Genomic DNA, 14,911 nt, shown 5'->3' with positions numbered 1-14,911 from the left:
GAAGGTGAAGGTATCAAGCGCGTTAAGGGCATTTGGTGGATGCCTTGGCACTGAGAGGCGATGAAGGACGTAGCACGTTGCGATAAGCCACGGGGAGCCGCGAGCAGGCTTTGATCCGTGGATTTCCGAATGGGGAAACCCCACCGTAAGGTGATCCTGGTCTGAACACATAGGGCCAGGAGGCGAACCCGGGGAACTGAAACATCTCAGTACCCGGAGGAAAGGACATCAACCGAGACTCCGTTAGTAGTGGCGAGCGAACGCGGACCAGGCCAGTGGTATTTGATCTTCGAACCGGAACCGTCTGGAAAGTCGGGCCATAGTGGGTGATAGCCCCGTACGGGTAGGAAGGTCTTATATCCTCGAGTAGGGCGGGACACGTGAAATCCTGTCTGAACATGGGGGGACCACCCTCCAAGCCTAAGTACTCCTCAGTGACCGATAGTGAACCAGTACCGTGAGGGAAAGGTGAAAAGCACCCCGATGAGGGGAGTGAAAGAGTACCTGAAACCGAATGCCTACAAGCAGTGGGAGCGGCCCTGCGCCGTGACCGCGTACCTCTTGTATAATGGGTCAGCGAGTTCGTCTTACGAGCGAGCTTAAGTCGATAGATGAAGGCGTAGCGAAAGCGAGTCTGAATAGGGCGACCATAGTTCGTAGGATGAGACCCGAAACCGGGTGATCTATCCATGGGCAGGCTGAAGGTCGGGTAACACCGACTGGAGGGCCGAACCCGTAACCGTTGAAAAGGTTTGGGATGACCTGTGGATAGGGGTGAAAGGCCAATCAAACTCGGAAATAGCTGGTTCTCCGCGAAATCTATTTAGGTAGAGCGCCGGATGTTCACCGTTGGGGGTAGAGCACTGGATGGGCTAGGGGGGAGCGATCCTTACCAAACCTAACCAAACTCCGAATACCAACGGGTCATAGTCCGGCAGACAGACGGCGGGTGCTAAGGTTCGTCGTCGAGAGGGGAAGAGCCCAGACCACCAGCTAAGGTCCCCAAGTCATGGCTAAGTGGGAAAGGATGTGGGAAGGCCAAGACAGCCAGGAGGTTGGCTTAGAAGCAGCCATCCTTTAAAGAAAGCGTAATAGCTCACTGGTCTAGTTAAGCCGTCCTGCGCCGAAAATGTAACGGGGCTAAAGCCATGCACCGAAGCTGTGGGTGTCATCAGGGTAGCGTCCCTGGTGGCGCAGTAGCGGAGCGTTCCGCAAGCCTGCGAAGGTGTGGCGCGAGCCATGCTGGAGGTAACGGAAGTGAGAATGCTGACATGAGTAGCGATAAACAGTGTGAGAGACACTGTCGCCGTAAGTCCAAGGGTTCCTGCGCAAGGTTAATCCACGCAGGGTGAGCCGGCCCCTAAGGCGAGGCCGAAAGGCGTAGTCGATGGGAACCTGGTTAATATTCCAGGGCCTGCTGGACGTGACGAATGCCGTAAGTTGTTCCCCCTTATCGGATTGGTGGGGGCAGCGAAGGCGTTCCGGGAAATAACGCCAGCGTATAGACCGTACCCTAAACCGACACAGGTGGACTGGTAGAGTATACCAAGGCGCTTGAGAGAATGGTGTTGAAGGAACTCGGCAAATTGCCCTCGTAACTTCGGGAGAAGAGGGCCCTCTTCATGGGCAACCATGGAGGGGGGGCACAGAGCAGGGGGTGGCGACTGTTTAACAAAAACACAGGGCTCTGCGAAGTCCATAAGACGACGTATAGGGTCTGACGCCTGCCCGGTGCTGGAAGGTTAAGAGGAGGGGTGCAAGCTCTGAATCGAAGCCCCAGTAAACGGCGGCCGTAACTATAACGGTCCTAAGGTAGCGAAATTCCTTGTCGGGTAAGTTCCGACCTGCACGAATGGCGTAACGACTTCCCCACTGTCTCCAACACCAACTCAGCGAAATTGAATTCTCCGTGAAGATGCGGAGTACCCGCGGTTAGACGGAAAGACCCCATGCACCTTTACTATAGCTTTGCAGTGGTATTAGGGAATGAATGTGTAGGATAGGTGGGAGCCTTTGAAGTGCCGGCGCCAGTTGGCATGGAGGCAACCTTGAAATACCACCCTTTGGTTCTCTGATATCTAACCGCGCCCCGTGATCCGGGGCCGGGACCCTGCATGGTGGGTAGTTTGACTGGGGCGGTCGCCTCCCAAAGAGTAACGGAGGCGCGCGATGGTGGGCTCAGGCTGGTCGGAAATCAGCTGTCGAGTGCAATGGCATAAGCCCGCCTGACTGCGAGACTGACAAGTCGAGCAGAGACGAAAGTCGGTCATAGTGATCCGGTGGTCCCACGTGGACGGGCCATCGCTCAACGGATAAAAGGTACGCTGGGGATAACAGGCTGATGACTCCCAAGAGTCCATATCGACGGAGTCGTTTGGCACCTCGATGTCGGCTCATCACATCCTGGGGCTGGAGCAGGTCCCAAGGGTATGGCTGTTCGCCATTTAAAGTGGTACGTGAGCTGGGTTCAGAACGTCGTGAGACAGTTCGGTCCCTATCTGCCGTGGGTGTTGGAGTATTGCGAGGATTTGCCCCTAGTACGAGAGGACCGGGGTGAACGTACCTCTGGTGTACCGGTTGTCGTGCCAACGGCATCGCCGGGTAGCTATGTACGGTCGGGATAACCGCTGAAAGCATCTAAGCGGGAAACCCACCTCAAAACCAGTACTCCCTATGAGAGCCGTGAAAGACCATCACGTTGATAGGCCGGGTGTGGACGTGCGGTAACGTACGGAGCTAACCGGTACTAATCGCTCCATTGGCTTGATACTTCATCTTCGTCACACAAACCTCGCCGACCAGAACAAGGCCTCGGCACATTCAGCAGTTCACTCTGGTAATCCTTCGCGCCAACACGCGCGAAGAAATCGCATCCGGCCTTCGATGACCTGGTGGTCATGGCGAGGGGCCTGCACCCGATCCCATCCCGAACTCGGCCGTGAAAACCCTCAGCGCCAATGGTACTTCGTCTCAAGACGCGGGAGAGTAGGTCGCCGCCAGGTCTTCAAAGCCCGGATCCAACACGCATCAGATCAACAACGACAAAAACCAAAAGGCGCGCCACAAAACAGCGCGCCTTTCCCGCTTCAAGACTTCATCGCGGGATGGAGCAGCCCGGTAGCTCGTCAGGCTCATAACCTGAAGGTCGCAGGTTCAAATCCTGCTCCCGCAACCATATCAAGCCCCGCTAACGCGGGGCTTTTTGATTCAACACCGAAACCGCTAAATCCCGATACGACCGACCGGCGTCATGATGATCTCGTCGAAGAAGTAGCGCCGTTCGCCATCGGGGTCCGCAAGTGGGTTGAACTCCTCGCTCTCTGCAACGCCGATGGCAAAGCGGCTGGCACCGTCATCTGTAACGAGCGGCAGGATCAGCCGGTAGGCGTAGTAGCTCGGCTTGCCGTCGCAGGTAACCGGGCCACGGCTGAATTCGGCGACTTCATCGCAGATGATCCGGCGATAGCGCTGGTTGGCGAACGCCGCCGTGGCCGGATCGAACGTCTCCTCGACCGTCTTGCCGCGCAGCGTGGTATTGAACAGCGCATTCAAATTCTCGCCCGAGAGCGAAAACTGGAAGCGGCCGTCCGGCAGCAGGACGATCAGCCAGATATCGGGCATCAGGCGCGCACGCGCCAGCTCAACCGGGTCAATCGCGGATTTGCGTGGCGGTCCGGCGTCACCCGTGCGCCAGCCCTGCCACAGATCAAGGAGGGCGCGGGGCTTGGCGCGGAGATCCGCCGCCAATATGTCGCCATCGATGTCCATGGCGCGGACAAAGGAAGGTAAATTCATCCTGCCACCTTCCAGAAAATCTGGCCCCCAGGCGCCATCCGTAACCGCAGAATAGGCTGCAAAAGTTGCAATGGCAAAGGTTCTGCAAGCCAAGGCGGTGGCTGAAAGCCGGGGCGATGGCGGGGTCGGGAACCAGCGGCAGGGGTTATCCCCAGATTTCCTTGGCAGCTCGCCTTCTGCCGAGGCGCTGCGGACCGGTGGACGGTGCAGGATCGATCTCGGCGGCGGGACGACCATAGAGCCAGCCTTGGCCGAGATCGACGCCGAGTTCGGCGAGGCATTTGTGCTGGTCCTCCTGCTCGACCATCTCGGCGACGGTCTTGATGCCGAGGCAGCGGCAGGTCGTCAGCACGCCCTGCACGATGGCCCGCTCGCGCAGGGATTCGGTGATGCTGCGGATATAGACGCCGTCGATCTTGACGTAATCCACGGTCAGCTGCTGGAGATAAGGAAGGGATGAGGCGCCGGCGCCAAAATCATCGAGGCAGACCGGATGCCCGCTGCCGCGCAGCTGGTCGACTGCCTGCGCCGCCTTCGGCAGGTCCTCGAGGCGCGCCGATTCGGTGATTTCCACGATCAGACGGTTGCGCTTGGCACCCAGCTGCTCGCCAAGCTTGGCGAACATGTCGAGAAAGGTATCGTTGAGGAGCGAGCGCGCCGACATGTTCACCGCAAGTTGCAGCGATCGGCTCTTGCCGTCCTCCTTGAGAATGCGCTGGATGGCGCCCTGGGTTACGGCAAGATCAAGCTCATGGATGATATTGATCTCCTCCGCGAACTTGACGTCCTCGAAGGGCGAGCGGCCGTCGGCGAAGCGCAGCAGAACCTCGTGATGATGAATGGCGCGATCCTTCAGCGCGACGATGGGCTGGAAATGCAGGGCAATGCGGTGCGCATGGATGAGATCGCGCATGCCGACAACGCGGCTCAGCGTCTCGGCCGTCATGCGCCGCAAGTACTCGGCTGCACTGGCACCCTCTGTCAGCCCGGCCGTGCCGTCGCGGCTGAAGCGCTCGACCACATAGGCGAGGATGCCTTCCACGTCGTCATCGGCCAGGGCCGAATCCTGGAAGGCAACGGTCCGGTCCGAGAGTTGCAGCTTGTCGGCATCGAGGTCGAAGCTGCGCCCAACCTCGGCGATGGCCGCCACGATGTCATCCGGTGATTCATCTTCGAGATGTGCCACGCCGAACTTGCCATCGCCCATTTGCGTCGCGGAATCGAGGTCCATCGCCCGCAGTTTCAACTGGGCGCCGATCTCCGCCAGCAACGCCCCGGCGCGCTCCTTGCCGAGCAGCCGCTCCAACTCGGCACTTTCGCAGATCTGCAGCAGGGTGAGGCAGGCCGAATTGCCGCCGGCGCGGGCGCGATGAAAGGCCTCGGTCGCCGATTGCGTGAACTCGGCTGCTTCCAGCAGGCCGCTGACCCGGTTGCGCGCCGGTGATCCGTTCTGACGCGGTACCGGCTGGCTGCCGATGGTAATGGACAGGAAATAGTGCGGTTCGTCGTGTAGCGCGCGATTGGTCGAGATCATGGCCGGCACCGCCGTCTCGCCGCGGCCGCGCAAGGCAATCGGCATGTCGCGGCGGCGCTGGCCGGGGTCCAGGCGGCCGAGGGTGGCGCGGAACAGGATAATATCGGCTGGATCGATCAGGCTGGCGAATGGCTTGCCGACAAGGTCGTCTGCATCGAGCCCAAGCGTCGAGCGGATGGCACCATTGGCCCAGGAAACTTGGCCCTGGGCATCCAGTTCGACCAGAATGTCGGCATGGGCGAAGGCAAAACCGACAAAGCGGTCGCGTTCTGCGCGCAGGCCTTGCGACGGCGCCGGCATGTTTCCCTCTTGCCCCTGTAGTGGAAACCCCGAATTGACCAGACGTGTCATGGCGCGAGAATGCTACATTTAGCTGTTAACCATTAATTTTTCGTCAAATTTCGCCGTATGGGTCGGTTCTGCCGCTCAAGCCGTACCGACTGGCAGTCGGCCTTGTCGCCCCGCGGGCGGCGCGCTATCCATGCTGATCCTGGGCAGGGGCCGGCGATCGGCCGCCGCCCGACCGGTCGGGGGGGCCAACCGCTTGACCAAGCAAGTTCTTTTGCAGGGGAGGGGAAGATGCATCACCTGTGGCAGTCACTGTTCCGGCCGATAAGGCGTGTCGCCGCCATCGTCCTGCTGTTTTCCGCGACCCTGCCCCTGCCGGCCCATGCGCAGGACGGCCAATCGCTGCTCGACGACATATTGGGGCGCGGGATTCTGCGGGTGGGGACGACCGGCGACTATCCGCCATTCTCCGAACTCGACCAGGCCAGCAATGTCTATCGGGGCTACGAGATCGACGTGGTGACCCAATTGGCCGCCGATCTTGGCGTCACGCTCGAATTCGTGCCGACCACCTGGGACACGCTCGCGGCCGGGATCCAGGCAGGAAAATACGATCTTGCCGCCTCCGGCATCACGCTCACCCTGGACCGGCTGAAGCAGGTCGGCTTCTCGAAGTCCTATCTCGATTCACCCCTGCTGCCGATCGTCCGCACGGAAGACGCCGGCAAGTACGCCGCCTGGCGCGACCTCGACCAGGACGGCATCCGCATCGCCGTGATGAGCGGGACCTCGGCGGAAGGCTCGGCCAAGGCCAATTTTGCCAAGGCCGAGATCGTCTCGATCACCGCACCCGCCCTCGACTACCAGGAATTGCTGGCCGGCAAGGTCGACGCCGCCATCACCGATACGGTCTTCATCAGGAAGGTGCTCGGTCAGTATGCCGACAAGATCGTCGCCGTCGATCCCGATCACTTCATCGAGGGCCAGCCCAATGCCATGATGACCGTGCGCGACGATACCGCCTGGCTCAACTGGCTCAACACCTGGGTCGAGATGAAGCAGCAGACGGGTTTCTTCGACGCACTTTTCGACAAGTGGATCGCCGACAAGTAATCGCGGTAGCGACCGGCGCCGCATCATGCGCGTTTCAAGACTGCTCTACGCGCCTGCCGCGGCGCTGCTGCTCTCGGGCTGCGGCAACTGGGCGCCGCTGCTGCCTGGCACGCCGGCAGGCGACAAGAATTTCTGGGCCCTCGTTTCCGGCCTGGAATACACGCTGCTGCTTTCCGTCTACACGATTGTCATCGGCTCGCTGATCGGGCTCATCGGTGCGGTGATGGCGCGCAGCCGGCGCGCCGTCGTCCGCCGGACGGTCTGGCTCTATGTGGAAGCCTTCCGCATGGTGCCGCTCTTCGTCCTTCTGCTGTGGATCTACTACGCCCTGCCGATCGCGATCGGCGAATTGCCGCCCGCGATCGCCGGGTTGCCGGGCCTCGATGCCCTCCGGCGCATGGAGCCCTTTACGGCCGCGATCATCGGCCTTTCGCTCAATGCCGGCGCCTTCCTGGTCGAGATCTTCCGCGCCGGCATCGAGAGTGTCAGGCGCTCGCAGATTGACGCCGGCATGGCCTTCGGCATGTCCCGCACGATGGTGATGCGGCGGATCATCCTGCCGCAGGCGGTCAGGCGCATGCTGCCGCCGATGACCAGCCAGTTCATCTCGATCGTGAAGGATTCGTCGCTTGCCGGGGTAATCGGGGTGATGGAGGTGACCCGCCGCGCCACGCTGTTGCAGACGCAGATCCTGCACCCGATGGAGATCTATACCTTCCTGACGCTCGAATACATGGTCATCCTCATCCTGCTGACGGCGCTCGCGCGGCATCTCGAGCGCCGCTATCCGCAGCACGGTTGAGGGGGCGTCAGCGCAGCAGCTTGTCGGCCCGGGCCATCGGCTCCTCGGCACTGTCGATGAGCGCCTGGATCGCGGCGCGGAGCTGCTCGCAGCGCAGCGCACTGGCCTGTTTCAGGATCTGCCGAACGGTCTGGTAGCGGGCATAGAATTGCACCAGGTCGACCGAGACCTCGCGCGGCAGGTCCTTCAGCCGATGGGCGTTGGCGGCGAAGACCGTGGCCTCGGGCAGCGCCATGTTGGCAAGTTGTGCCGTGGGGATCGGCAGGTCCTGGATGATGTGGGCGGTGACGGCCTGGGCGGATTCGGCGGCGCTGCGGATCGCCAGCACCTCGGCCAGGTAGAGGGCCAGGAGGGATTGCACCTCGCCCTGGCGTCTGGCCGCCGCCTGGCGGCGGCGGGCGCCGGCCCGCAGCAGGGCGATGATTCCGGCCAAGACCGCCAGCAGCACCAAGGGCAGCAGGGAAAGCCAGTTGCGCATCAGGTCGCGGTCGATGCCAACCGGCGCTTCGGCCGGGGCTTCGCTGATCGTGATGTCGTCGGCCGCGGCCATCTTCGCCCAGATGCCGAGGCCGCGTTCGCGGGCCTCGGTCTCGGCGGCGTCATAGCGGGCCGCACGCTCGCGCGCCACAGGGTCCTGGCTGGCGTTTTGGCGATGGACGGCAACCATGCCGCTCGCCAGCAGCGCCTCGGCCAGGTCGTCATCGCCGACCCGGCAGACACCGCTCAGATTTCGCGGATCGGTGCCACGGTCGAGCACGTCGCAATTGAGCCGCTCGCCCTCCATCAGTGCCTGCAGGGCGACGCGCGCTTCCGGCCCCATTGGCACGGTCATCATTGGCGCCGCGATGCCGTCGAGGCGAAAGACGATGTCGCCGATCGCGATCTCGTCGCCGTCAATCGCCTGGCCGGTTCCCTCGAGGGTGCCTGCGGCGACGGCGTCGAGTGGGGTGGCACCGACATCGCTCACGGGGACTGCCGGTGGAGGCGGCTGTGTCGGATTATTTTCCTGGGCAAGGGCGGGAAAAGCCAGGATCTGGGCGGCCAACAGGGGCGGAATCAGGCGGAAACGGCGTTCCATTTGCTTTTCCACGATTTTTTTGCTCTGCCGCCCTCTTGGTACTGAGGTGCCCGGTTCGCGTCAATGGACTTGACGGCAAACTGAATGATCATTCAAAATTTGAACAAGCATTCAGTCAGGAAAGAGGGCGCCCGAGTCATGGGAAATGCAAACGGCGAAAACCGAACCGGCGGGAACAGATATGACGCCATCGTCATTGGCGGGGGCCATAACGGCCTGACCACCGCCGCCTATCTCGCCAAGGGCGGCGAGGCGCAGGGCAAGAACAAGCTCAAGGTGCTGGTGCTGGAACGCTACCACAAGGTGGGTGGCGCGGCGATGTCGGAGGAGATCTATCCCGGCTTCACCTATTCCACCTGTTCCTATGTCTGTTCGCTGCTCAGGCCCGAGATCATCCGCTTTCTCGACCTGCCGCGCCATGGCCTGCAGGTGATTCCCTATGAGATCAATTCCTCGCCCAATCCGGAGGGCGAGGGGATCGTCACCTATTCGGACCACGACCGGACGCGGGAATCGCTGCGCCGGCATTCGATCAAGGATGCCGAGGCGTATGACCATTACGCGGCCGAGATCAGCCGGCAATGCCGCTTCATCAAGCCGCTCCTCATGGTCACACCGCCCGATCCGACACAGATCAATCCCTTCGCGCAGAACAAGATCAATCCCTGGGGCAAGCGCACCGACCTCGAGGGCCTCCTGAAGATCGCCGCCGAATTCGGCCGCATGGGCGAGAAGCAGATGTACGAGATCATCCGCTTCTGGACCATGTCGATCGGCGACTTCCTGGATGAATATTTCGAGACGCCGCGCTGGAAGGGCTTTGCCGCGGCCTCCTCGATCATCGGCACCGCGCTCGGCCCCTATTCGCCGGGCACGGCCTATGTGCTCTTGCACCACTACATGGGCGAGGTCGACGGCCAGATCGGCGCCTGGGGTTTTGCGCGCGGCGGCATGGGGGCCGTCTCGAAAGCGATCGCCTCGGCTGCGACCGAAGCCGGTGTCGAGATCCGCACCAATGCCGAGGTCGACAAGGTCATCGTCAGGAACGGCAAATGCGTCGGCGTCGCCCTCAGGAACGGCGAGGAAATCTATGCCCGCACCGTGGTCAGCAATGCCGATCCGAAACGGACCTATCTCAAGCTGATCGAAAAGTCGGATCTCGATGCGATCGATCCCGACATCCACGCCTATGCCACGAACTTCAAGATCCGGGGAAGTTCCGGCAAGCTCAATATCGCGCTCGACGGCCTGCCGCAATTCGCCGGGCTGCCGAAGGAATCGGCCTGGGGCACGGTCGATATCGGCGGCGATTTCGACTATATCGAGCGCGCCTTCGACGATTACAAATACGGCTCCTGGTCGAAACGCCCCTTCCTCGACATCGTCATTCCGACCACGGTCGATCCGACCATGACCCCGCCCGGCAAGCATTTCATGTCGGTCTTCGTGCAGTATGTGCCCTACAAGCTAGCCGAGCAGCCCTGGTCGCCGGAGATGAAGGCGGCGTTCGAGAAGGACGTGCTCGACACGATCGAGATGAATGCGCCCGGCTTCAAGAAGCTGATCCTGCACTGCCAGACGCGTACCCCCTGGGATATCGAGAACGAGGTGGGTCTGACCGAAGGCAACATTTTCCAGGGCGAACTGACACTCGACCAGATGCTGTTCAACCGGCCGTTCCCGGGCCTCGGCCAGTATCGCGGGCCGTTCGACGGCTTTTACATGTGCGGCTCCGGCACGCATCCGGGCGGCGGTGTCATGGGGGCGCCCGGCGCTAATGCGGCGCGAGAAATGCTCAAAGACTTCAAGCACGGGGTGGTGTGATGGCCGGGCAGACTCATTCGAAAGGTTATGACGTCATTGTCATCGGTGCCGGACACAACGGGCTGGTGACGGCAGCCTATCTGGCAAGGGCCGGGCAGAAGGTGCTGGTGCTGGAGGCCGGCGACCAGCCGGGCGGTACCGCACAGACACGGGAATTCGCGCCGGGCTTCCGCGTCTCGGCCGTTGCCCACATCCTGCAGGCGCTGCATCCGAAAGTCATCGGCGATCTCGATCTCGAGCGGCATGGGCTCAAACCCCATGCTAACCGGATCGGCACCTCGGCCCTGTTGCCGGGTGGCGGACGCATCGACATCACCGACGATCCGGTGGCAACCCATGATTCCATCGCCAAATTCTCGGCGGCCGACGCGGCTGCCTGGCATCCGCGCATGGAGCGGCTCAACCGAATCGCCGGCGCCCTCGGCACCTTCCTGACGAAGACGCCGCCCAGCCCGTCGCCCTCGGCCAATGATTTCCAGACCAGGCTGGCGCTCGGCATGTTCGCTCTGCAACTGCGCCTGATGGGCAAGAAGGACATGCTGGAGCTGTCCCGCATCCTCACAATCAACGTGGCCGATCTTGCCAACGACTTCTTCGAAAGCGACGTCGTGAAGGGCCTGCTGGGGTTCGAGGCGACGCTTGGCGTCTATCTGGGGCCACGCTCGCCCAATACGGTCTTCAATCTGCTCTATCGCCTCGCCACCCTGTCTCCGAAACATGGCCTCGGCGGGCTGCATTTGCCGCAAGGCGGTATGGGCGGTGTCATCGCGGCATTGGTCAAGGCGGCCGAGGCAAGGGGTGTCACCATCCGTACGCAGGCGCCGGTCGATCACATCCTGATTGAGCGGGAGCGGGCGGTCGGCGTCGTGCTGGCGAATGGCGAGGAGATCCGTGCCCCCATCATCGCCTCCAGCGCCGACCCGCAGCGCACCCTCCTCAAGATGGTGCAGCCGGGAAATCTCGACACCGAGTTCCTGCGGCGGATGCGGCATCTCCGCATGAATGGCTGCGTCGCCAAGGTGCATCTGGCCCTCGATGCCCTGCCGGGCGCCCTGGCCCAGGCGCAGGGCCGCATGGTGGTGGCGCCCTCGACCAATCACGTCGAGCGCGCCTTCGATTGCGCGAAATACGGCCGCGTCTCGGATCATCCGGCGCTGGAGATCGTCATCCCGACCCTTGCCGACCCGACCCTGGCGCCGAAGGGCAAGCACGTCGCCTCGATCCTCTACCAATACGCCCCCTACAAGCTGCGCGCGACGACGCCGGACGAGGCGCGGGCCCAGGTGCTGGATCGCACGCTGGCAACCCTGGAAGAAGTGGCGCCGGGCACACGTCATGCCGTGACGGCCAGCGAGGTCCTGGTGCCGCACGATCTGGAGTCGCGCTTCAACCTCTCGGGCGGCCAGTGGCATCACGGCGAGGTGACACTGGACCAGGTCTTTTTCCTGCGCCCCGCGGCATCGTTCCAGCAATACCGGATGCCGCTCCCGGGGCTCTGGCTCTGCGGCGCCGGCGCCCATCCCGGCGGCAATGTTTCGGGTGCTGCGGGTGCCAATGCCGCGCGGGAGATCATCAAGGATTTGAAACAAGGTCACGCCAACCGGGGGGCCGCCTGATGACCCACGTTCAACACCTGAAGCCCTTCCTCAAGAAGACGCCGTTCTACGAGCCGATGTCGGCGCTGATGCATGGGGCCGGCTGGATCCGCTGGCAGGGTTATTATTCGCCCGCTTTCTACGATTCCGTGCAGTCCGAGTATTTCGCGGCCCGCAATGGCGCCACGGTCTATGACGTCTCGCCGCTCATCAAATATGCGATCAGGGGGCGGGATGCCGCAAAATTCGCCAACTACCTGGTGACGCGCGACCTCGGCAAGATCAAGCCGATGAATGCGGCCTATACCGCCTGGTGCGACGATGACGGCCGCATGATCGAGGAAGGCACGATCTTCCGCCTGGGCGAGAACGAGTTCCTGCTGAATGCCGCCCTGCATCAGCTCCATTGGCTGCATGAAAGCGCCTACGGCTTCGCGGTCGAGATCGAGGAAGTGTCCGAGCAGTTGGCCGGCCTGTCGCTGCAGGGCCCGACCTCGCGGCTTATTCTCGAACAACTGGGCGTGCAGGGGATCGGAAAGCTGCCGCATTTCGGCATCCTCGAGACGACGATCGACGGCAAGTGGCTGCGCATCGACCGGGCGGGTTTCACCGGCGATCTCGGCTACGAGATCTGGGTCAAGCCGCAGGATGCGCTCTGGCTGTGGGAAAGTCTGTTCCGCATCGGCGATCCCTACAAGATTTCGCCCATGGGCGGCCATGCACTGGAGATGACCCGCATCGAGGCCGGCTTCATCCTGGTGGACGTCGATTACATCGGTGCGCATCATGCGCTGCGCCCGACCCAGCGCGTCTCGCCCTTCGAAGCCGGAATCGGCTGGGCGGTGGCCCTCAAGAAGGACTCATATTTTGTCGGCAAGCGGGCGCTGCAGAAGGAAAAGGCGCAAGGGACCTCGCGCTTCATCCTGTCGGGCGTGGAAATCGAGGGACGCAAGCCGGCGCCTGGCGCCTTCCTCTATGCCGATCAGAAGGGGACGAAGGAACTGGGCCTCACCACCTCGGCCATGTGGTCGCCGCTTCTGAAGAAGAACCTGGCCTTTGCGCAGCTGCCGGCGGCCTATGCCAAGCCGGGCACTGAAATGTGGATCGAAATCTGGTATCCGAAGGAAAAGAAGATCGAGCGCAGCATGGTACGCTGCTGGACGCGGAACCGGATGTTCTTCGACCCGCCGCGCAAAAAGGAGATCGTGTGAGCCACGTCGTCTTCACAGTTCTCGAGCCATGGCCCGCTTTTGCGGGTCATGGCGTCTAGGGCAGGTGCAGCCGCGCCATGGCGAGAAACGCGCCGATCCGCAGCAACCGCCGCCGGGAGCTGATCGAAGCGACGATCAAGGTGATCGCACAGCACGGCTATCACGGTACAACGGTCAGCCGGGTCGCCAAGGCGGCCGGCGTCTCGGTCGGCCTGATGAATTTTCACTTCGAAAGCAAGGACAAGCTGTTCGAGGCCGTCTTCCGGCATCTGGAGGATGAGTATCAGCAGGTCTGGGACGCCCGCATCGCGGAATCGGAACAGGCCCCATGGCCGCTCCTGAAAACCATGATCGCGACCTATTTCGACCGCGACGTCTTCAACAACGAGCGGCTGAATGTCTGGTTCGCCTTCTGGTCCGACCCCGGATTGCGGGACAAGTTCCGCGAGGCGGCGACGGCGGTCGAGCGGCGCTATGTGCAGCGGCTGGAGTTCCAGATGTATTACCTGATGGAATTCCACGCCCATCCCGATTGGGCGGCGCGCAACGTGACCTCCGCCCTCTCGGCCATGATTGACGGGTTCTGGCTGCAGGCGCTGCTTTATCCGAAGAAGTTCAAGGCCAAGGATGCCATCGCGACCTGCATTTCGTTCGTCAGCACGGTCCTTTACTATCACCAGTACAAGCGCGAGCTGAAATCGTTCCAGCGCGAGCGGGAGGGTGCGTTCGTGGAAGAGGATGTCGGTATCGGCGCCATGGTGGGGGAGGGCAGGGATGAGGCTGAAGGATAAGGTGGTCCTGGTCACCGGCGGGACGACCGGAATCGGCTTTGGCATCGCGCACCGCGCGGGGCGCGAAGGTGCCCGCCTTGCAATCGCCGGGCGCGATCCGGAGAAGGGCAGGAGTGCCGCACAAAACCTCGGCGGCGACGGCATCGAGGCCGTCTTCCTGCGCCGCGACGTCGGTGTCGAGACCGAGGCAGAAGCGCTGGTCGCAGAGGTGGTCGCCAGGTTCGGGCGTCTGGATGTCGTGGTCAACAATGCCGGCGCCGGCGCCCGGCGCTGCGGCGTCGAGAAGGATGACAGGCCCGGCGAACGCCTCAACAAGATCCTGGCGGCCAACCTGCATTCGGCCTATTTCGTCGCCGCCTATGCCATGCCGGCGCTGCGTGCGGCCGGTGGCGGTGCCATCGTCAACATTTCCTCGACCGCGACCTTCCACGGCAATTGGGGCAGCTATGGTGTGGCCAAGGCGGCACTGGAATCCCTGACACGGGCCCAGGCGACGGAAGGCGCGCCGCATGGCATCCGGGCCAACGCCGTTTCGCCGGGTTGGATCAGGACCGAGACCACGGGTGGCAGCGGTGCCCCGGCCGAGTGGGAAAAGGGGGCCTCGCTGCTGGGCCGCATGGGAACACCCGACGAAATCGCGCGGGCGGTCATCTTCCTGGCGTCCGATGACGCGTCCTTCGTGACCGGGTCGGTGTTGGTGGTGGATGGCGGCCTGACGATCACGGATTATCCATCCTTGCCCTATCTCGACGCCGCCGGGGCGTGGAAACTGTTTCCGGGCACGATACCGGCGGCGGATGCGTAGGCGCGGCGCTGCCGGCTGGAACCCTCATCCAGATTTGGCGTTGGGCAATCTGGTTACTGGCGGGACCGCAGAATT

At 62.4% G+C, this 14,911-nt stretch carries 10 protein-coding genes, 1 tRNA gene and 2 rRNA genes; 10 read left to right on the top strand and 3 right to left on the bottom strand.

From position 1 onward, the window contains the following. Positions 1-11: 11 nt before the first annotated feature. From A8950_RS13075 to A8950_RS13065, 3 genes are all read left to right on the top strand, one after another. Positions 12-2,771: ribosomal RNA gene (locus A8950_RS13075) — 23S ribosomal RNA — on the top strand. Positions 2,772-2,887: 116 nt separating this feature from the next. Next, positions 2,888-3,002 (top strand): 5S ribosomal RNA (rrf, locus tag A8950_RS13070). 96 nt (positions 3,003-3,098) lie between these two features. Next, a tRNA-Met gene (locus A8950_RS13065) sits at positions 3,099-3,175 on the top strand. 47 nt (positions 3,176-3,222) lie between these two features. On the opposite strand, the gene A8950_RS13060 is transcribed toward A8950_RS13065, so the two are convergent. Together A8950_RS13060 and A8950_RS13055 are read right to left on the bottom strand one after the other, a co-directional pair. After that, on the bottom strand, positions 3,223-3,795 hold the full coding sequence (locus tag A8950_RS13060; RefSeq protein ID WP_166645163.1) for a PAS domain-containing protein: 573 nt from the start codon (positions 3,793-3,795) through the stop codon (positions 3,223-3,225). A gap of 145 nt (positions 3,796-3,940) precedes the next feature. After that, on the bottom strand, positions 3,941-5,629 hold the full coding sequence (locus A8950_RS13055) for an EAL domain-containing protein (RefSeq protein WP_166645162.1): 1,689 nt from the start codon (positions 5,627-5,629) through the stop codon (positions 3,941-3,943). Positions 5,630-5,908: 279 nt separating this feature from the next. On the opposite strand from A8950_RS13055, the gene A8950_RS13050 reads away from it, so the two are divergent. Then, complete coding sequence (locus A8950_RS13050) at positions 5,909-6,730, top strand: transporter substrate-binding domain-containing protein (protein WP_166645161.1); 822 nt, start codon at positions 5,909-5,911, stop codon at positions 6,728-6,730. 25 nt (positions 6,731-6,755) lie between these two features. Then, complete coding sequence (locus A8950_RS13045) at positions 6,756-7,532, top strand: amino acid ABC transporter permease (protein WP_133614116.1); 777 nt, start codon at positions 6,756-6,758, stop codon at positions 7,530-7,532. Positions 7,533-7,539: 7 nt separating this feature from the next. Here A8950_RS13045 and A8950_RS19980 read toward each other — a convergent pair whose 3' ends face one another. Further along, on the bottom strand, positions 7,540-8,499 hold the full coding sequence (locus tag A8950_RS19980) for a thermonuclease family protein (RefSeq protein ID WP_166645160.1): 960 nt from the start codon (positions 8,497-8,499) through the stop codon (positions 7,540-7,542). A gap of 249 nt (positions 8,500-8,748) precedes the next feature. Between A8950_RS19980 and A8950_RS13035 the strand changes: the two genes are divergently transcribed. The 5 genes from A8950_RS13035 to A8950_RS13015 all read left to right on the top strand — a co-directional run bounded on the left by A8950_RS13035 (position 8,749) and on the right by A8950_RS13015 (position 14,836). Continuing rightward, on the top strand, positions 8,749-10,434 hold the full coding sequence (locus A8950_RS13035; RefSeq protein WP_133614114.1) for a phytoene desaturase family protein: 1,686 nt from the start codon (positions 8,749-8,751) through the stop codon (positions 10,432-10,434). After that, on the top strand, positions 10,434-12,050 hold the full coding sequence (locus A8950_RS13030) for a phytoene desaturase family protein (protein WP_133614113.1): 1,617 nt from the start codon (positions 10,434-10,436) through the stop codon (positions 12,048-12,050). Before A8950_RS13035 ends, A8950_RS13030 begins: the two co-directional genes overlap by 1 nt. After that, entirely contained in the window at positions 12,050-13,240 is a 1,191-nt protein-coding gene (locus A8950_RS13025) for an aminomethyltransferase family protein (RefSeq protein ID WP_133614112.1), read from the top strand. The genes A8950_RS13030 and A8950_RS13025 overlap by 1 nt, the downstream gene beginning before the upstream one ends. A gap of 77 nt (positions 13,241-13,317) precedes the next feature. Further along, the gene (gene betI / locus A8950_RS13020) at positions 13,318-14,031 is read left to right on the top strand and encodes a transcriptional regulator BetI (RefSeq protein WP_133614111.1); all 714 of its coding nucleotides are present in this window, start codon (positions 13,318-13,320) and stop codon (positions 14,029-14,031) included. Then, entirely contained in the window at positions 14,015-14,836 is an 822-nt protein-coding gene (locus A8950_RS13015) for an SDR family NAD(P)-dependent oxidoreductase (protein ID WP_166645159.1), read from the top strand. Before betI ends, A8950_RS13015 begins: the two co-directional genes overlap by 17 nt. Positions 14,837-14,911: the final 75 nt, after the last annotated feature.

The sequence above is a fragment of the Dongia mobilis genome (assembly GCF_004363235.1).
GTDB lineage: Bacteria > Pseudomonadota > Alphaproteobacteria > Dongiales > Dongiaceae > Dongia > Dongia mobilis.
The sequence above is the reverse complement of the archived record's forward strand: the minus strand, read 5'-3'. Positions and strand labels throughout refer to the sequence as shown.

What these genes read in the sequence shown, in the direction of transcription:
- A8950_RS13050 (WP_166645161.1), top strand. Translation starts at nt 5,909, where the DNA reads ATGCATCACCTGTGGCAGTCACTGTTCCGGCCGATAAGGCGTGTCGCC.
- A8950_RS13045 (WP_133614116.1), top strand. Translation starts at nt 6,756, where the DNA reads ATGCGCGTTTCAAGACTGCTCTACGCGCCTGCCGCGGCGCTGCTGCTC.
- A8950_RS13025 (WP_133614112.1), top strand. Translation starts at nt 12,050, where the DNA reads ATGACCCACGTTCAACACCTGAAGCCCTTCCTCAAGAAGACGCCGTTC.
- betI (WP_133614111.1), top strand. Translation starts at nt 13,318, where the DNA reads ATGGCGAGAAACGCGCCGATCCGCAGCAACCGCCGCCGGGAGCTGATC.
- A8950_RS13015 (WP_166645159.1), top strand. Translation starts at nt 14,015, where the DNA reads ATGAGGCTGAAGGATAAGGTGGTCCTGGTCACCGGCGGGACGACCGGA.
- A8950_RS13060 (WP_166645163.1), bottom strand. Translation starts at nt 3,795, where the DNA reads ATGAATTTACCTTCCTTTGTCCGCGCCATGGACATCGATGGCGACATA.
- A8950_RS13030 (WP_133614113.1), top strand. Translation starts at nt 10,434, where the DNA reads ATGGCCGGGCAGACTCATTCGAAAGGTTATGACGTCATTGTCATCGGT.
- A8950_RS13055 (WP_166645162.1), bottom strand. Translation starts at nt 5,629, where the DNA reads ATGCCGGCGCCGTCGCAAGGCCTGCGCGCAGAACGCGACCGCTTTGTC.
- A8950_RS13035 (WP_133614114.1), top strand. Translation starts at nt 8,749, where the DNA reads ATGGGAAATGCAAACGGCGAAAACCGAACCGGCGGGAACAGATATGAC.